Below are 16,811 nucleotides of genomic sequence, written 5' to 3' on the forward strand. Positions count from 1 at the left end.
ATGCTCCGTTCAACAGCCCCCGCCTTCGTGGATCCGCGCACCGGCGCCCGTCTGCCTGTCGATACGCTCGCCTGGCGTTCCGAGGACGGAAATCCGTTGATGACGACTGATCTAGGCGGGATCGGTCGCGCGGACATTCGCGCCGACACCCGCACAATCTGGCGCTATGCCGCCGCGCTTCCGACCCGGATCGCGGAGCCGGTCTCGCTGGGCGAGGGAATGACGCCACTCGTCACCGCGGATATCGACGGCATCTCGTGCCGGCTCAAGCTCGAATGGTTCGCGCCGACAGGCTCCTTCAAGGATCGCGGTGCTTCGGTTCTCATCTCCCATCTGCACTCCCTCGGCATCACTTCGGTGGTGGAGGACAGTTCCGGCAATGGCGGCGCGGCGATTGCCGCCTATGGCGCGGCTGCCGGCATGGCGGTGGGCATCTTCGTGCCGGATTACACGCAGCCGGCAAAGATCGCCCAGCTTCGCGCATACGGGGCCCGGGTGACGCTCGTGCCCGGCACGCGCCAGGACACGGAAACGGCCGCGATCGAGGCGGCGGAGCACAGCTACTATGCCAGTCACAACTGGCACCCGATGTTCCTGCAGGGCACGAAGACACTCGGCTACGAGATCTGGGAAGACCTCGGCTTCCGCGCCCCCGACAACATCGTCATTCCGGCGGCGGCCGGCAGCAATGTGCTTGGCTGCCACATTGCCTTCCGCGAGCTTCTCGCTGCCGGCGAGATCGCGACGATGCCGCGCATCTTCGTCACCCAGCCCGAGAATTGCTGCCCGGTCCATCACGCGCTCCATCCGGAGATGCTGGGAGGGCGCGCGGCTGAATATTCGTCGACCGTGGCCGAGGGGACGGCAATTCGCAATCCGATCCGGCTTGACGAGATGGTCGCCGCAATTCGCGGGACCGGAGGCGACACCACGGCGGTGGCGGAGGCCGATATCATCGCCACGGCCAAACGCCTCGCGGCAAAGGGGTTTTACACGGAGCCGACGTCGGCCCACGCGGTGGCGGGGCTGCGGCAACTCGTTGAAGCGGGCCGGATTGGGCGCGACGAGGAGACGGTCGTGATCCTGACCGGCTCCGGGTTGAAGGCGACCCAGTTCTACGCCGACCAGTTCGGCTGATCGCAGCCCCTTATCTTCATCCGGTACTCCGGCAGGTTCCCTTGAACGCTCCGTCAGGCTTGGCGAGGCGCGGGCCTGCTCGTGCCGAAAACCGCCGGCTGCAGGGGAGTGCGGCCGGCATTGCTTGCAGTGAATGCCATCAAGGGAGGAACCAAATGGCAACGCAATCAAGACGCGCGGGCCCGTTCTCGGCCTGGACACGCATGCTTTTGTGGAAGCAGATCGCCGTCGCGCTCGTTCTCGGACTGGCGCTCGGCGTGGCGCTCAACATGACCGGAAATGCCGCCGTCGCCGGCACGATCAAGCTCGTGGGCGACGCGTTCATCGCGGCGATCAAGATGCTTGTCGTACCGCTGGTCTTTGTGTCGCTCGTGTGCGGGATGACCTCGGTCGCCGAGATCGGGCGCATGGGCCGCATCGGCATCAAGACGCTCGCCTTCTATCTCGGCACAACGGCTTTCGCCGTCACGATCGGGCTGCTGCTCGGGATATTGCTTGAACCCGGCGCCGGTGTTGCCCTGGTTGCTGACGGTGCGGTGGACGCCAAAGAGGCCCCGCCGTTCGGCAAGCTTCTTGTCGGCATCATCCCCGCCAACCCCATCTCTGCGGCGGCGGACGGCAACGTTCTGCAGATCATCTTCTTTGCGATCATCTTCGGCCTTGCGATCAACCTCGCCGGCGCGGTGGCGCAGCCGATCCGTGGCTTCTTCGAGGCCCTCAACGCGGTCATCATGAAGCTTGCCGAAATCGTCATCGCCTTTGCGCCCTATGGCGTCTTCGCGCTGATGACCTGGGTGGCGGGCACCTACGGGCTCGAGATGCTGCTGCCGCTCGGGCTGATCATCCTGGCTGTCTATCTTGGCTGTCTCATCCACGCCGTGGTCGTCTACGGATCGATCGTGGCATTCATGGCCAGGCTCAATCCCGTGCGCTTCTTCCAAGGGGTCATCGAGCCCGCGATCGTCTCGTTCACGAGTACGTCCAGCGCCGGCACTCTGCCGGTGACGATGGCGGCGGCGACGCGAAACCTTGGCGTGAAGAATTCGGTGGCGAGCTTTACCCTGCCGCTCGGCGCCACCATCAACATGGATGGCACGGCCCTGTATCAGGGCGTCACCGCCGTGTTCGTCGCGCAGGCCTTCGGCGTGACGTTGTCGGGCGCCGACTACGCAACGATCGTCGCCGCGGCAACACTTGCGTCGATCGGCACGGCGGGCGTTCCCGGTGGCGGCCTCATCATGCTGTCAATGGTGCTCACATCGGTGGGACTGCCGTTGGAAGGCGTGGCGATCATCGCAGGCATAGACCGCATCCTCGACATGGCCCGCACCACGCTCAATGTGGTGGGAGACTGCGCCTGTACCGTGCTTGTCGCCAGGTCCGAGGGAGAGATTGACCTCGATGCCTTCAACACTCCGCATGTGATGGCGGCGCCGAAACTCGGAACCGGCTGAGACGGGCCGAGGCGGGCTCGCGCCAGTCGAGCGAGTGCAACACTCTCGCCCTGGAAAACAGGCCGCCCCGCGTCGCCGGGGCGGCCGACGGTTTCCGCGTCGCAATCGGTGTCGGACCTTCCTGCCGTCTGGGCGCTCCGGCAGGGGGGGGCGTTCAGGCCCGTTCCCGGAGGCGCGCGGACCGCGATGTGCGGGATGCGCCTCCGGGGTCGCTTGCCGTCCTGTCCGACTTCGTCAGTGCTCGGCGTCCCAGCTGTCTGCACGAAGGTCGGTTACGCCGGCCACCAGATTGCGTTTCTCCACCTTGTTGGAAATCGTCCGCGGAAACTCGTCCACATACGCGTAGAAGCGCGGCACCTTGAAGGGGGCGAGATTGGCACGTGCATGTTGCAGCACGGTTTCCGGCGGCAAGTCCGCGCGCGCAAGTCCGGGTTTGAGCTGAATATAGATCTTCACTTCCTCGCCGCGCGTCGCGTCGGGCACCGGCACGGCAGCACAGTCCTCCACCTGGGACAGTTCGCGGATCACCGCCTCGACCTCGCGTGCGGCGATGTTTTCCGAAGACCGCCGGATCATGTCCTTTATTCGCCCGACGAGCCAACGGAACCCGTTCGCGTCCGCCACGAAAATATCGCCGGTGCGGAACCATCGCTGCCCGCCGTCGTCTGCCTCCCGGAATACTTCGGCGTCCGCATCCGCCCGGTTCCAGTAGCCTTGCAGGATCGAGCGGCCGCGTACCCAGAGTTCGCCGCGCTCGCCCGGCGCGACCGGGCGTCCGTCCTCGTCGCGTATCGTTGTCTCACGGAAGGGGCCGTCAATGCCGACCGAGGCGGAATCGTACATCGCCTCGAAGGAATACGGCATCAGGGTGCCCAGGCCGATTTCCGTCATGCCGAAGCCCTCGCGGGCACGCACGCCGAAACGGCGCCGGAAATCGCGCGCTGTCTCGACATCCCAGCCGAACGTTGCGACCTGTTTCAGCCGTGTCGAGCGATCGTCTGGCGCTGCCGGTTGACGTGTCATCAGGACCGGAAACTGGCACCACTCGATGTCATGCTGCTTGACCCAGCCTATGAAACGCGATGACGAAAGCTGCGGGGCGACATAGAGCGTGCCGCCGTGGATCATTGTCTTGATCAGGTGCCATTGCGGATCCATGTAGAAAAACGGTTGGGCCGTCATCAGGCGAGCGGGCTTATCTTCGCCGTCCCAATAGGCGGCACCCGTGGCCAGCACCATCCAGTAATCGTGGCTGAGCATGCAGCCCTTCGGGAAGCCGGTCGTGCCCGATGTGTACTGGATGTTCATCAGGTCGTCGGCGTCGATGCCGGGATCGGACGGTGTCGTCTCGGGCCGGGAGGCGATCAGCGCATCGAAATCCAGTTGTCCCGGGCGTGCGGCACCATCGGGTACGAGCACCGTTGGGGGCAGGGACGCGCGTTCCTGCGCGCTGGCGAGCGCGTCGAGATACTCAGGCTCGATGACCATGGCGGACGCACCGGAATCCTGAAGGACATAGGCGATTTCGCGTGCCGTGTATCGTGTGTTCACCGGAACGTGCACCGCGCCGATCTTGGCCAGGGCCAGAAACGTGAGCGGGTAGAGAATGCGATTGGAAAGCATCACAGCCACCCGCTCGCCCTTCCTCACGCCGCTCGACAGAAGCGCATGAGCGATGCGGTTGGAGACGCGGTCGGCTTCGGCGTAGCTCGCCGTCTCTCCGCGAGCAAAGACGTTCAGGAACGGCGCGTCGCCAAGCTCGGATGCGCGGCGAAGCATGAAGTCGCGGATGGTGGTGGTGCGAAAGCCGGCTTCCAGCGCGCGCAGGCGCGCATGTTCGGCAGCCAGCTGTTCGGTGCTGATCGGACCGGTCATTTTCCGTCCTTGTTCTCGGAAGGTGTTCGGAAGAAGCCCGTGCCGGCCCCGGGGCCGTCCCAGGCAACACGCTGGAAGCGGAAGAGAATTCCGGCGTAGTCGGCGGCTTGTTCGCGGCTCATGTCCATGGCGCGCTCATAGCCTTCAAGTTCCACCTGGATGGCGACCGGCGGATGCGAAGCGATGCGCTGGGCCATCTCCCGGGCCGCTGCGGTCAGGGCGTCGGGAGCGACAACACGGTTCACAAGGTGGTGTCGCAGGGCGGTTTGCGCGTCGAGGCGCTCGCCGAGCAACAACATTTCCATCGCCAGCGCACGCGGCAAGTGACGTCCCAGCCGCGTCATCGCCCCGGCTCCGCCCATGCCGTAGGAGATTTCCGGAAAACCGAACTGGGCCCGGTCTGTGGCGATACGCAGGTCGGTGAGCAGCAGCAGGTAGATCAGCCCCTGACCGAGGCAATAGCCATCGACTGCCCCGATGATCGGCTTGACGCGCCGGAACCGCATCACGTCCTGTTCCCAGCCCGGACGCGTGAGCCCGACACGGGCCTCATGCGTATGAGGCGAAAGGAACGCCTCGAACGCCTCCAGGGGCGTCAGCTCGGGCAACGCGCTCTTGATGTCGTCGCCGGCGCAGAAGCTCTTTCCGTCCGTCCCGCTCAGGATTGCGACCCTGATTTCCGGGTCCCGGTTGAAATCTGTAAGTACTTCAAAAAGTTCCTTGTGCATGGACGGTGTAAAGACATTCACCTTGCCATTGTCGATGGTGATCGTCGCCAGATGACCGGATTTTTCATAATGGATCGGCATTTTCTAGTCTTTCAGGCTTTTTCCGCGTGCCCATGCGGCCAGAACCGCGAGCACGCTCATTACAATGAGAACCAGAGTTGAGACAGCAGCCAGCAGGGGCGAGAAGCGCAGGGTGGCTTCGTCCCACATGAGCTTGGGCAAGGTCGACTGCAGGCCGCCGGAGGCGAACAGGGCGATGTTGAGCTCGTCGAGAGAGGTGACGAAGGCGAACAGCGCCGCAGCGACGACGCCGCCCGATATCAGCGGCAACGTGACCTTGCGTGCGGTGACGAAAGGTGACGCGCCCAACGAGGCGGCTGCTGCATCGAGCCTGCGATCATAGGTCTTGAGCACGGCGATCAAGGCGATGAACACGTAGGGCAGGGCGATCACTGCGTGACCGATGGCAAGTCCGACGGTCGTGCCCACCATCCCCAGCCTTGCGTAGAGATAGAAGAGCGCGACCGCTATCACCATGCGCGGCACCAGCAAGGGAGCAATCATCGCGGCAAACGTGGCACTTGCCGCGCCGCCTTTCAGGCGTTCGAAGGCAAAGGCGGCAGGCACGGCGACAACAAGGCAGATTGCCGTGGTCAGAAGCGCCACGAAAAAGGAACGAAGTGCGGCGGTGGCCCAGATCCCGGAGGAGAGCACTTCGCCAAACCACTGCAGGCTTGGAGGGCCCGGTGGCCAGGACAGGTACTGCTTGCTTGAAAAGGAAACCGGTATCAGCAGAAGCAGGGGTATCACCAGAAACGCCACCGCCACGACGGCCATGAAGATCGTCGGCTTTCCGATGTATCCCGGTGCGCGCGGACGACGCGTGAAGGCGGAACCGAAGGCCGCTGCCACATCCCCCGCAAGCGCTGCAAGCCGCATCCCGACGCCGAACCGGCCGCTCCCCAGGGACTTGGTTTCACCCGAAAGAGAAGACAGCCCCACCAGCTTGTCGAATGCCGCGAAGAGAACCAGGGCGGAGCCGAGCAGCAACAGGCACAGGATCGCGGCGAAAGGCCAGTTTACCAGCTCCGTGACCTGCTGGATCACGAGCTGGGTGATCATGGTCTGCTGCGCGCCTCCCAGAAGCGCCGGGGCGATGAAGAAGCCAAGTGCCGAGATGAACACCAGCAAGGCTGCCGAGGTCACTCCGGGCATGGAGAGCGGCAGGTAGACCCTGAAGAACGCTTGCGCCGGCTTTGCACCCAGGGTGCTGGCCGCGACCATCAGCCCGCGGTCGATCCGCTCCATGACCCCGGCCATGGTCAGGACAGCGAAGGGGACAAGCACGTTTGTCATGCCCACCACAACGGCGCCCCAGCCATACATCAGTTCGACCGGGCGATCGACAATACCCAGTGCCATGAGCACCCCGTTGACCGGCCCCTGCCGGCCCAGGATCACAATCCAGGCGAATGTGCGAACGAGGAAGCTCGACCAGAAGGGAAGAAGCACCAGCAGTGCCAGGGTTGCCCGCCCACGGCCTTGGGCATTGGCAAGCAGATAGGCGACGGGATAGGCGATCAGCAACGAGAACAGGGTAATCCAGCCCGACAGCTTGATCGTTTCCAGCATCGTTCGGGTGTAGGTGCCCGCCGCCCATACGCGCTCGACATGCGTCAGCGTGAGGGTGCCCTCGGTGTCGAGGAAGCCCTGCATGAGGAAGGTGCCGATCGGGTAGAGAAAGAACAGTCCCAACAGCAGCGCCGCAGGAACGAGTAGCAACCACCTCAGGGGAACCGCCTTCATTTGCCTCTCCCTGCGGCCACGGGAGCAAGGGGCACCACATCCTCGGGGGAGACCGCAAGACAGACACGCGCACCCAGTCCGAGTTGCATGCCACCGCCCAGCGTCGTCACGGTGAGGGAGCGTCCCCCTTCCAGTTCGACGGTGAGCCGACGCATGGCGCCGAGGTCGATGAGATCGGTGACCGTGCCACGCAGCGCGCCGTCGGCCGAGGGCCTGATCCGTTCCGGGCGAAGCAACACCGTTACCTCTCCCGAGGCGGGAAGGAGGCCGGTGTTGCTCGTATCGAGCGTGACGTCGTCGAGACGCAGCTTGCCCTCGGGCGTGACGACGCAGTCGAGCAGGTTGCTTTCCCCGATGAAGGCGGCGGCGAAGGGCGTCGCAGGCCGCTCGTAGAGCTCCACCGGCGGTGCGATCTGTTCTATTCGTGCCTGGTTCATCAGCACCACCCTGTCGGAAAGCAGCATGGCCTCCTCCTGGTCGTGCGTGACGTAGATGATCGTCTTCTTCAGCTCGCCATGCAGTTTGCGGATTTCGAGTTTCAACTCGTCCCGCAGTTTCTTGTCCAGCGCCCCGAGGGGCTCGTCCATCAGGATCAGTTGCGGGTTGAAGACAATGGCACGTGCGAATGCCACGCGCTGCTGCTGGCCGCCCGACAACTCGCGCGGAAGCCGCTGGGACAGATGGTCAAGCCGCACCAGACCGAGCGCGCGATTGACGGCCGCGCGGATTTCCGCGTCGCTCTTCCTGCGCAATCGCAGTGGGAACGCCACGTTCTCAAACACGTTCATATGCGGGAAGAGCGCGTAATTCTGGAAAACCACGCCGATATCGCGCCGATGAGCCGGCTGAAGCGTTATGTCATGGCCGTCGAGCAGGATCCGGCCGCCTGAAGCCGGCGTCAGGCCGGCGATCATCATCAGCAGCGTCGTCTTTCCGGAGCCGGAGGGACCGAGCAGCGTCAGGAATTCACCCGTCGCCACTTCAAGCGAGGTCGGCAACAGGGCGGCTGAGTTGCCGTAGTTCTTCGTGATTTCGCGGATGTCGAGTTTCGGCTGTAGCATGTATCGACCTTCTGACCGAGCCGAGGCCGGCGGTCGCCGGACTCGTCAGTTTCGCAGCTGTTGTCGGAAGATGTTTCAGCCAAGCAGCCAGGCGGTGAAGCGCTCGGTGATCGCGTCGCGGTTCTCGGTCCAGAATGAACCGTTCATCGCAACGGCCTGGGCGCGGTTCTCGGGCCAGGTGGGCATGGTCGGAGCGATCGACGGATCGATGTGCCCGAAAGCTGCCGGGAGGGTCGGGCCATATCCCGTCATCGCCGAGAAGATTGCCTGTCTCTCCGGCGACAGAGCGAACTGGAGGAATTCACGGCAAAGATCCAGCTTCGGCCCGCCCTTCAGCACGACCCAGCCTTCAGAGATCCAGAAACTCTGATCCCACATGATCGCCGCGGGGCTGCCGGAATTGATCGCGGCCTGGATACGGCCGTTCCAGGAGGGACAGAAGTCTACTTCACCCGATTCAATGAGCTGGGTTGTCTGGGCGCCGGAGGTCCACCAGACCGCGACATGGTCCTTGATCGTATCCAGTTTCGCCAGGGCGCGCTCAACGTCGAGCGGGTAGAGGTCGGCAGGCGCGACCCCGTCAGCCAGAAGGGCGAACTCAAGGGTCTCGACCGGCGAGCGGCGCAGCGCGCGGCGGCCCGGGAAATTTTCGACATCGAAGAAGTCCGCCCAGCCCTTGGGAGCCGCATCGACCGTGTCGGTGCGATAGCCGAGCACCGAGGCCACCACGTCGTTGCCTGCGTAGTAGGGGCGGCGATACTCCTCGGGCAACGCCTTCCAGCCTGCCGATCCCTCGATACCGAGCGGCTCCAGATAGCCGTCTCCGTCGGCGGCGAGCTGATCTGCCACCTGCTCGGTCACGATCGACATGTCCCATGCATAGGTGCGGGTGTCGACCATTTGCTTGATCTGGCCGATGGGATCGTTGGCGCCGGTGATCGGCACGATTTCGATCCCGGTCTCGGCGGTGAATTCCGTCGCATAGGCATCGGCAAAGGACGATCCGATGCCGAGGTCGCGAATGGTCAGCGAGCGGGTCTGGGCCCGTATCACCGATGGGGCGGCAAGGAAGGCGGTGGCACTGGCGGAGATGGCCAGGAAGGCACGGCGGCTGGGGCACGCTTTTGTATTCATGTCGGTTTCTCCCTCATTGTCGCCCGATCGGCGACCATCCTCAGAACTGACACTATTGTTAGTTTTTTTATCTGACACAAGCGTTAGTTTTTGGCAAGATGTTTCTCAGACTCATTGCAGGAAGCTCATGTCCCAAAGCACCACCCCTTCGACCGAAGACAAAGCGCCGCTCCAGCCGGCGGCCGAGCCGGTCCCGCCATCCAGTGCTCCACGTTTGACGGAGATCCTGTTCGCAGCGGCGGAAGAGCCGGGACTGCGCAAGGGAGAGCGAACGCGACGGCGAGTGATCTGGGCTTCGGCGGTGGCGCTCGAGCAGGCCAGCTACGCGCAATTGTCGATGGACCGTATCGCCGAGATTGCGCAGGTCTCGCGCGGAGCGCTTTACCAATATGTGACGTCAAAGGAAGAAGCCGCGCGACTGGTGCTGAACCGGTTGCAGGATCTGACGCTGACCATGTCGGGCCGGGGAAACCTGTCGGACGATCCGCTTGAGACGATCATCCGGACGAACCTCTACTACATGGATTACTACGAGAGGAACGCCGTGCTCATGGAGCGCGTTCACGAGTTGCGCGAGCAGATGCCTGATCTGATCGCCGCGCGACAGCGAGTGAACCGCGAATGGGCAAAGCGTGTGATGGCCCACGCGTGCCGCCATCGCTCGGAGCCCATGTCTGAAACGAAGTTGCGCCTCCGTGTGTTCGCCCTGGAAGGCATGATCGACGATATAATGCGCGAGCTTTTCATAATAAAAAATCCGGACCTGGAGAAAATCGCTGCCGACAGAATGTTTTTCGTCAGAGAGTTGTCGATCATCTGGCACAAGACACTTTACGAGTGATCGTTTTATCCCGGGAGGTGCGGCCGCCCCGGGTCCCTGGTGAACGCAAAAGGCAAAGGCGGAAGGTGAGGGGCGCCTGTACAGACGACCCGCTCACCCCCTCCTCATGCAGCGCCTTGTCCGGCACCGGCGAGGTTTGGCCATTGGCCGCCCCGCCGGGGCGGTCCCCACCTGGACGGGCCATGGAACGGGGCCGAAGACGGTCTCCCGCGCACTGAACGAGGATGCACAAGCGACCAGAGCCTCAAGGGGCTCCGGAATGGCGATTGGCCGCCCCGCCGGTCGCCGCCGGACCCGCATGCCGCGAAGCGCTAAAGCTTCGTCCCGGTACGCCTCATGAGGACGCCGATGATGCCGTCGCGAAACACCAGCACCGCGACGACGAAGACAACGCCCTGCACAATGGTGACCCATGCGCCGAAGGTTGCGAGATAGTTCTGCATGGTGACGATGACAGCGGCCCCGACAAGGGGCCCGAAGACGGTGCCAACTCCCCCGATCAGCGTCATCAGGACGACTTCGCCCGACATGGACCAGTGTACATCGGTCAGGGATGCCAGCTGGAAAACGATGGCCTTGGTTGCCCCGGCAAGGCCGGCGACAGATGCCGACAGCACGAATGTCGCAAGCTTGTAGCGATTGACGTGATAGCCCAGCGAAATGGCGCGGCTCTCGTTTTCGCGGATTGCCTTGAGCACCTGTCCGAAGGGCGAATGGACAATCCGGTATATGGCGAACATTCCGGCGAACGTGATCGCGAGCACCACGAAGTAGAGCGTCAAGTCGGATTCCAGCGAGACAAGTCCGAAGAGGTTGCCTCTGGGGACGGCCTGGATGCCGTCCTCGCCGCCAGTGAACGGTGCCTGCAATGCCAGGAAGAACACCATCTGGGCAAACGCGAGCGTGATCATGGCGAAGTAGATGCCCTGGCGACGTATCGCGAGGGCACCGATCGCGAGGCCGAGGGCTGCGGCGACCAGAACGCCTGCGAGAATGGCAATTTCCGGCGGCAGACCCCAGACCTTCGCGGCATGTGCGGCAACGTAGCTCGCGCCGCCGAAATAGGCCGCGTGTCCGAAGGAGAGCAGGCCGGTGAAACCGAGCAACAGGTTGAAGGCGCATGCAAACAGCGCGAAGCACAGCACCTTCATCACGAAGATGGGGTACAGAAGGAAGGGCGCGACGAGCCCTGCCGCAAGAAGGACGATGAAGATCGCGGCATGGTAGTGCGGCATGCCGGCTCGTGCATGCGGGCAGGTGAGGCCCATGTTCTCGTTCTCGACTGTGACTGACATTACGCGGTCCTCCCGAACAGGCCGGCGGGCTTGACCAGAAGCACAATGGCCATGATGACGAAGACGACCACGGATGAGGCCTCCGGATAGAATACCTTGGTCAGGCCTTCGATCAGCCCGAGCCCGAAGCCTGTGACGATTGCCCCCAGGATCGAGCCCATGCCGCCGACGACAACCACGGCGAAGACGACGATGATCAGGTCCGCGCCCATGTTGGGGTTGACCGAGTAGATCGGCGCGGCAAGAACGCCGGCGAAAGCGGCCAGACCGATGCCGAAACCGTAGGTGAGCGTTATCATGCGCGGGACGTTGACGCCGAATGCGCCGACGAGCGTCGGGTTCTCTGTGGCGGCCCGCAGATAGGCGCCCAGCTGGGTCTTCTCGATGACGAACCAGGTCGCCAGGCAGACGGCCAGCGAGGCGACGATGACCCATCCGCGATAGTTGGGCAGGAACATGAAGCCGAGGTTCTGGCCACCTGAAAGCTGCGCCGGTATCGCGTAGGGCAGGCCCGATACGCCGTATTCGTTGCGCAGGAGGCCCTGAATGATGAGTGCGAGGCCAAAGGTGAGAAGCAGGCCGTAAAGGTGATCGAGGTGGTAAAGGCGCGAGATCAGCAGCCGCTCGATGATGACGCCCGTCACGCCCACGACAACGGGCGCGATCACGAGGGCGGCCCAATAATTGACACCGAATTTGTCCAGCAGCATCCACGCCACGAATGCACCGAGCATATACTGCGCGCCATGCGTGAAGTTGATGATGTTGAGCAGCCCGAAAATGATCGCCAGCCCCAGCGACAGGAGCGCGTAGAACGACCCGTTTATAAGCCCAAGCAACAACTGGCCGAAAAGAGCTTGCGGCGTGATACTGATCAGATCGATCATGCTCTCATACCCCCAGATAGGCGTGCAGCTTGCCGGCATTTGCTTCGATCTGATCATTGGGGATCATGTCGATGACCTTGCCTTGCTCGACGACATAGTGTCGGTCTGCCACGGTTGAAGCGAAACGGAAGTTCTGCTCGACCAGCACGATGGTGAAGCCCTCCTGTTTGAGGCGGGCGATGGTATGGCCGATCTGCTGAATGATGACCGGTGCGAGCCCTTCCGTCGGTTCGTCGAGCAACAGCATCTTGGCCCCGGTGCGCAGAATGCGGGCGATGGCCAGCATTTGCTGTTCGCCGCCAGAGAGCTTGGTCCCCTGGCTGGAAAGGCGCTCCTTGAGGTTTGGGAAAAGCAGGAAGATCCGGTCCAGGTCCATGCCGCCGGGCTTCACTTGCGGCGGCAGCATGAGGTTTTCCTCGACCGACAGTGACGAGAATATGCCGCGCTCTTCCGGACACCAGGCGATCCCCTCTCTCGCCACGAAGCGCGCCGGCGCGTGCATCAGTTCCTTGCCCTGGAACCGCACCGAGCCCGTGCGCTTCTGCATCGTTCCCATGATCGCCTTCAGCGTCGTCGTCTTGCCGGCGCCGTTGCGGCCCAGAAGCGTCACGACCTCTCCGGCCCGCACATCGAAGTCGATGCCGTGCAGCACGTGGCTCTCGCCGTACCAGGCTTCGAGCCCTTCGACCGCAAGCAGCGGGGGGGCCGCACCAGTCAGAGGGGGTGTCGCCAGCATTGCCTCAGTCATGACCTGCTCCGATGTAGGCTTCGATCACGCGCTCGTTCGTGGACACGGTCGCGTAGTCGCCTTCGGCCAGTACCTTGCCGCGCGCCAGCACGGTGATCGTGTCGGACAGGCTCGCCACGACCGACAGGTTGTGCTCGACCATCAGGATCGTGCGGTTGGCGGAGATGTGCTTGATGAGTGCCGATATGCGCTCGACGTCTTCCTGGGCCATGCCGGCCATCGGCTCGTCGAGCAAAAGCATCTCGGGATCGAGCGCCAGCGTCGTGGCGATCTCAAGCGCCCGTTTGCGTCCATAGGAAAGATCGGAGGCGTTGACGGTTTCGAATTCGCCAAGACCGACATCGGCGAGCAGCGCGCGCGCCTCGTTGTCGAACGCGGCCAGCACCTTCTGCGAGCGCCAGAAGTCGAAGCTGTTGCCACGCTTTCGCTGCAGCGCGATGCGGACGTTTTCAAGCGCTGTCAGTTGCGGAAACACCGCTGATATCTGGAAAGAGCGCACCAGGCCCAACCGGGCGATATCGGCCGGTGAATGCGACGTGATGTTTTCGCCCTTGTAGGTGATGGTTCCGCCCGTGGGCGACATGAACTTCGTGAGAAGGTTGAAGCAGGTTGTCTTGCCGGCGCCGTTGGGTCCGATAAGGGCATGGATATGCCCCTTGCGAACCTGCAAGCTGACCTGTTCGACGGCGAAGAAACCGTTGAACTCCTTGGTCAGGTTCCGCGCTTCCAGGATGTATGCGCTTTCCTGCATGTCAGGTTTTCCCTGTTGCCGCGCCGTCGTTGGCCTGGATGCCCGCGGACTGGCCGGCGCCCGATGCGCCCAACAGCGGGCGGCGGACGCGGAGGAAGTCCTCGACGGCTTCGGCGAACCGCTGGCACTCGGCCTCGGATACTTCCAGGCTGAGCGCGATCATGCAGCGGCGAGCCATGTAGAAGCCACGTTCGAGCATGTCGAAGAAGAACAGTTCCCGCAGTGCCTGGTTCGACGATTGCACGTCGCTTGCATTGCGGACCGGTCCCGACGTGAAATGCGCCGTCATCAGTGAGCCGAGCCCGGTGAACACAAGCGCGGCGTCGAGATCCGCGCAAAGCCGGTTGAGCTGGTTGCGCAGGCGGTCGCCGCGGTCGTTGAGCGCTCGAAGCGCTTCAGGCGTGGCGATTTCCGTCATGGCGGTGAGGCCCGCCGACATCGTCAGGATGTTGTTGTTGAATGTGCCGGCATGAGGCGTGGCCTCCGGTTTCCTGGGATCGAACCGGGACATCAGGGACGCCTTGCCGCCAAAGGCGCCGAAGGACATGCCGCCACCGACATATTTGCCGAGCGTCGTCAGGTCGGGGGCAATTCCATACTCTCCCTGCAGACCGGCAGGCCCCAGGCGCGAGGTCATGACTTCATCGAAAATCAGCACGATCCCGTAGCGCCCGGCTTCGCTTTCAAGGAGGCGCAGGAAGTCGACATCCGCGGGCACGCATCCGCCCGCGCCCAGCATCGGCTCGACAATGATCGCCGCGAACGTGTCGCCGGCCTCGGCCAGCAGCTTCTCGACCGCATTGCCGTCGTTGTAGTCACACAGGGTGACTTCAAAGGGGGCGTTGACCGGGTTCTGGCGCTCTCCGAAACTCAGCAGGCCGCCGTGATATCCGCCCCGGAACGCCAGAATGCGCTTCCGTCCGGTATGGGCGCAGGCCGTTGCAACCGAAAAGAGGTTTGCCTCTGTGCCGGAGTTGGTGAAGCGTATCAGGTCGAGGGAAGGAAAACGCCCGCAGACCTCCTTGGCGAAATCGGCCTCGAGACGATTGTGTCCGGAAAGATTGATACCGCCATCGAGTGCGCGAATGATGGCGGCGCGGATCCTGGCGTTCGAATGTCCGAACAGCCCCGCGGTGAACTCGCCCAGCAAATCCACATATTGCCGTCCGTCGACATCCTCCACATGGCTCCCTTTTCCATGGGCGATGGTCAGCGGAAACGGTGTGTGAAAGAGCACGCTGCGCGTATTGCCGCCGGGCATGACGTCACAGGCGATCCTGTGACGCTCGGAGCTTTCGGGATTGCGTTCGACATACAGCGCTCGGGCTTCACGGAGCGCCTCACGAACTGTGGCATTGGGGAAATTGTCTTGCGTGTTCATTGAAATTGCCTGCTCAGATGAATGTCAGAAGACGTTTGGGGGTATTGATCAGGATCGCGTCGATCTCCGACGCACTGAAGCCGCGTGACTGCATCAGCGGCACCACGTTCTCGTAGATGTGGCCGTAGCCGTGACCGCCGAAGCAGGACAGCCGGGTGCGGTAGCAAATGTCGTGACTGATGACGATGCGGTCGAGATGACCGTGATCTATGAGCGTGCGGATCGACTTCAGCCGGGCCGCGTCGTTGGGCATGTCGATATCGCCCCAGCTGTAGAAACTCTGTTCCTGCCCGAACAGGTCGAACTCTATGACGCATCCGGTGTCGGCCAGCTGCAGCAACCTGTACTCGTCGAATATGGTTCGATCGATGTGGCTCAGGATCGTGCGCCCGATGTCCCCGCCATGACTGGCGACGAACTCGGCGATCTCCTGCGGCTGGTCTTCGTGCCGGCCCGGATGGATGTTGACCGAGGCCCCGGTTTCCGCCTGGGCAATCAGTGCGCCTTGCAGAACCCGGCGCTCCAGTGGCGTCCAGGGCACCTGGCATCCGATTTCGCCGATGATGCCGGCGCGGATGCTGCTTCCCCAGGCGCCCTCGAATATCTGGGAGATTATCTCTGCCGCGAAACTGTCGACACTGCGCGTGTCGTTGGCGCGATCCTGATAGTCGTGAACATAATGCCCGCATCCCATGACGATCAGCGATCCGGACCGCCGCGCGACTTCGGCCAGGCCTTCAGGATCCGGCTTGAGGCCGCCGCAACTCAGCTCGACGATCGACCTGCCGCCGGCGGCGACCATCTTGCCGACCTCTTCGCATGCGATGTCGATGCTGCGCGATACAAGGTTGTTGGGAACCTTCAGCCGGCCGTAATTGATGCGGAAACAGTTGCAGAGCGCGATTTCGGGGCCCTGGTCCGCCATGACGGCCATTTGCGGTGTGCGAATGTCCCATATCAGATGCTCGTGCATCAGCGTCGGGCCAAGGGCTTCCGGATCGACCAGTCCCGTGACCGTCTGCGCCTTGCCGCGCAGCATCGTGCGGTCGACGCGGGTCATGGCCGCGGCTCCGCCGTCAGCTTGCGGAAATAGGCCGACGCCTGCGGCGTGTCATGCGCGGAGCCGTAGATCTTCCCGTCGGGATAGTATTCAGAATTGTACTGGACGAGGGATGCGGTCTCTGGTCCGGCCACCTCGGCGATAAAGGCAAGCGTGAGGTCGATGCCGGCCGATACGCCGGCGGACGTCCAGACGTTGCCGTCCCGCACGAACCTGTCCTCGACCACGGTGACGTGGTCCTTCTCGCGCAGTGCGGCAAGCAGCTTCCAATGCGTCGTCGCGCGGCGGTCGCGCAGGATGCCGGCGGCGTGCAGGATGAACGATCCCGTACAGACCGAAAGCATGTGGCTGCATTCCAGTCCGCGCCGCGAGACGAACCGGACGAGGTCGGGATTTTCAGCCTGCTCCAGCGCGGCGAAGCCGCCCGGGACCAGCAGGAAGTCGAGTTTGGGACATTCATCGAAGGAGACGTCGGGCGTCATCTTCAGCCCCTTCGCACAGACGATGCCGTCAGTGTTCGCGCCGACGGTCAGGCATTCCGGCCCGTCGGCATAGCTGCGCCACATCGTGGCCATTTCCCATGGCCCGACAAGGTCGAGCTCCTCCACACCCGGATAGACGAGGAATCCAAAACGCATGGCGATGTCCTTGAA

General features: G+C 63.1%; 15 protein-coding genes. 3 read left to right on the forward strand and 12 right to left on the reverse strand.

Features of this window, described 5'->3' with window-relative positions; translation table 11 throughout:
- Window positions 1-1,137 (forward strand): threonine synthase, encoded by a 1,137-nt coding sequence (locus ACN0T5_RS14140; RefSeq protein WP_417769249.1) that lies wholly within the window; start codon window positions 1-3, stop codon window positions 1,135-1,137.
- 155 nt (window positions 1,138-1,292) lie between these two features.
- Window positions 1,293-2,591 carry a dicarboxylate/amino acid:cation symporter gene (locus ACN0T5_RS14145; protein ID WP_417769250.1) on the forward strand — a complete coding sequence of 433 codons (1,299 nt, stop codon included), beginning with the start codon at window positions 1,293-1,295 and terminating at the stop codon, window positions 2,589-2,591.
- Window positions 2,592-2,825: 234 nt separating this feature from the next.
- Here the strand turns inward: ACN0T5_RS14145 and ACN0T5_RS14150 are convergent, their stop codons facing one another.
- From ACN0T5_RS14150 to ACN0T5_RS14170, 5 genes are all read right to left on the reverse strand, one after another.
- A complete protein-coding gene (locus ACN0T5_RS14150) occupies window positions 2,826-4,466 on the reverse strand; it encodes an AMP-binding protein (protein WP_417769251.1) in 1,641 nt (546 codons plus the stop codon).
- Window positions 4,463-5,275, reverse strand: coding sequence for an enoyl-CoA hydratase/isomerase family protein (locus ACN0T5_RS14155; RefSeq protein ID WP_417769252.1), 813 nt, complete (start codon window positions 5,273-5,275; stop codon window positions 4,463-4,465). Before ACN0T5_RS14155 ends, ACN0T5_RS14150 begins: the two co-directional genes overlap by 4 nt.
- Window positions 5,276-5,278: 3 nt before the next feature.
- On the reverse strand, window positions 5,279-7,000 hold the full coding sequence (locus ACN0T5_RS14160; protein WP_417769253.1) for an ABC transporter permease subunit: 1,722 nt from the start codon (window positions 6,998-7,000) through the stop codon (window positions 5,279-5,281).
- Complete coding sequence (locus tag ACN0T5_RS14165; RefSeq protein ID WP_417769254.1) at window positions 6,997-8,061, reverse strand: ABC transporter ATP-binding protein; 1,065 nt, start codon at window positions 8,059-8,061, stop codon at window positions 6,997-6,999. The genes ACN0T5_RS14160 and ACN0T5_RS14165 overlap by 4 nt, the downstream gene beginning before the upstream one ends.
- A gap of 75 nt (window positions 8,062-8,136) precedes the next feature.
- Entirely contained in the window at window positions 8,137-9,195 is a 1,059-nt protein-coding gene (locus ACN0T5_RS14170; RefSeq protein WP_417769255.1) for an ABC transporter substrate-binding protein, read from the reverse strand.
- A 127-nt stretch (window positions 9,196-9,322) separates the two neighbouring features.
- Here ACN0T5_RS14170 and ACN0T5_RS14175 point away from each other — a divergent pair, with 127 nt between their 5' ends.
- The gene (locus tag ACN0T5_RS14175; protein WP_417769256.1) at window positions 9,323-10,036 is read left to right on the forward strand and encodes a TetR/AcrR family transcriptional regulator; all 714 of its coding nucleotides are present in this window, start codon (window positions 9,323-9,325) and stop codon (window positions 10,034-10,036) included.
- Window positions 10,037-10,347: 311 nt separating this feature from the next.
- Here ACN0T5_RS14175 and ACN0T5_RS14180 read toward each other — a convergent pair whose 3' ends face one another.
- The 7 genes from ACN0T5_RS14180 to ACN0T5_RS14210 are packed head-to-tail and all read right to left on the reverse strand — an operon-like array spanning window position 10,348 to window position 16,796.
- A complete protein-coding gene (locus tag ACN0T5_RS14180) occupies window positions 10,348-11,271 on the reverse strand; it encodes a branched-chain amino acid ABC transporter permease (protein WP_417769273.1) in 924 nt (307 codons plus the stop codon).
- A gap of 59 nt (window positions 11,272-11,330) precedes the next feature.
- A complete protein-coding gene (locus ACN0T5_RS14185) occupies window positions 11,331-12,218 on the reverse strand; it encodes a branched-chain amino acid ABC transporter permease (protein WP_417769257.1) in 888 nt (295 codons plus the stop codon).
- 4 nt (window positions 12,219-12,222) lie between these two features.
- Window positions 12,223-12,966 (reverse strand): ABC transporter ATP-binding protein, encoded by a 744-nt coding sequence (locus ACN0T5_RS14190; protein WP_417769258.1) that lies wholly within the window; start codon window positions 12,964-12,966, stop codon window positions 12,223-12,225.
- Complete coding sequence (locus ACN0T5_RS14195) at window positions 12,959-13,717, reverse strand: ABC transporter ATP-binding protein (RefSeq protein WP_417769259.1); 759 nt, start codon at window positions 13,715-13,717, stop codon at window positions 12,959-12,961. Before ACN0T5_RS14195 ends, ACN0T5_RS14190 begins: the two co-directional genes overlap by 8 nt.
- Before the next feature lies 1 nt (window position 13,718).
- Window positions 13,719-15,098: an aspartate aminotransferase family protein gene (locus tag ACN0T5_RS14200; protein WP_417769260.1), complete on the reverse strand. Its 1,380-nt coding sequence runs from the start codon at window positions 15,096-15,098 to the stop codon at window positions 13,719-13,721.
- A gap of 13 nt (window positions 15,099-15,111) precedes the next feature.
- Window positions 15,112-16,158 (reverse strand): phosphotriesterase family protein, encoded by a 1,047-nt coding sequence (locus ACN0T5_RS14205; RefSeq protein ID WP_417769261.1) that lies wholly within the window; start codon window positions 16,156-16,158, stop codon window positions 15,112-15,114.
- On the reverse strand, window positions 16,155-16,796 hold the full coding sequence (locus ACN0T5_RS14210; protein ID WP_417769262.1) for a DJ-1/PfpI family protein: 642 nt from the start codon (window positions 16,794-16,796) through the stop codon (window positions 16,155-16,157). The genes ACN0T5_RS14205 and ACN0T5_RS14210 overlap by 4 nt, the downstream gene beginning before the upstream one ends.
- Between the last annotated feature and the right edge of the window lie 15 nt (window positions 16,797-16,811).

Origin of the sequence: Stappia sp., assembly GCF_048261845.1 — a bacterium.
Classification (GTDB): Bacteria; Pseudomonadota; Alphaproteobacteria; order Rhizobiales; family Stappiaceae; genus Stappia.

What these genes read in the sequence shown, in the direction of transcription:
- ACN0T5_RS14140 (WP_417769249.1), top strand. Translation starts at nt 1, where the DNA reads ATGCTCCGTTCAACAGCCCCCGCCTTCGTGGATCCGCGCACCGGCGCC.
- ACN0T5_RS14145 (WP_417769250.1), top strand. Translation starts at nt 1,293, where the DNA reads ATGGCAACGCAATCAAGACGCGCGGGCCCGTTCTCGGCCTGGACACGC.
- ACN0T5_RS14150 (WP_417769251.1), bottom strand. Translation starts at nt 4,466, where the DNA reads ATGACCGGTCCGATCAGCACCGAACAGCTGGCTGCCGAACATGCGCGC.
- ACN0T5_RS14155 (WP_417769252.1), bottom strand. Translation starts at nt 5,275, where the DNA reads ATGCCGATCCATTATGAAAAATCCGGTCATCTGGCGACGATCACCATC.
- ACN0T5_RS14160 (WP_417769253.1), bottom strand. Translation starts at nt 7,000, where the DNA reads ATGAAGGCGGTTCCCCTGAGGTGGTTGCTACTCGTTCCTGCGGCGCTG.
- ACN0T5_RS14165 (WP_417769254.1), bottom strand. Translation starts at nt 8,061, where the DNA reads ATGCTACAGCCGAAACTCGACATCCGCGAAATCACGAAGAACTACGGC.
- ACN0T5_RS14170 (WP_417769255.1), bottom strand. Translation starts at nt 9,195, where the DNA reads ATGAATACAAAAGCGTGCCCCAGCCGCCGTGCCTTCCTGGCCATCTCC.
- ACN0T5_RS14175 (WP_417769256.1), top strand. Translation starts at nt 9,323, where the DNA reads ATGTCCCAAAGCACCACCCCTTCGACCGAAGACAAAGCGCCGCTCCAG.
- ACN0T5_RS14180 (WP_417769273.1), bottom strand. Translation starts at nt 11,271, where the DNA reads ATGCCGCACTACCATGCCGCGATCTTCATCGTCCTTCTTGCGGCAGGG.
- ACN0T5_RS14185 (WP_417769257.1), bottom strand. Translation starts at nt 12,218, where the DNA reads ATGATCGATCTGATCAGTATCACGCCGCAAGCTCTTTTCGGCCAGTTG.
- ACN0T5_RS14190 (WP_417769258.1), bottom strand. Translation starts at nt 12,966, where the DNA reads ATGACTGAGGCAATGCTGGCGACACCCCCTCTGACTGGTGCGGCCCCC.
- ACN0T5_RS14195 (WP_417769259.1), bottom strand. Translation starts at nt 13,717, where the DNA reads ATGCAGGAAAGCGCATACATCCTGGAAGCGCGGAACCTGACCAAGGAG.
- ACN0T5_RS14200 (WP_417769260.1), bottom strand. Translation starts at nt 15,098, where the DNA reads ATGAACACGCAAGACAATTTCCCCAATGCCACAGTTCGTGAGGCGCTC.
- ACN0T5_RS14205 (WP_417769261.1), bottom strand. Translation starts at nt 16,158, where the DNA reads ATGACCCGCGTCGACCGCACGATGCTGCGCGGCAAGGCGCAGACGGTC.
- ACN0T5_RS14210 (WP_417769262.1), bottom strand. Translation starts at nt 16,796, where the DNA reads ATGCGTTTTGGATTCCTCGTCTATCCGGGTGTGGAGGAGCTCGACCTT.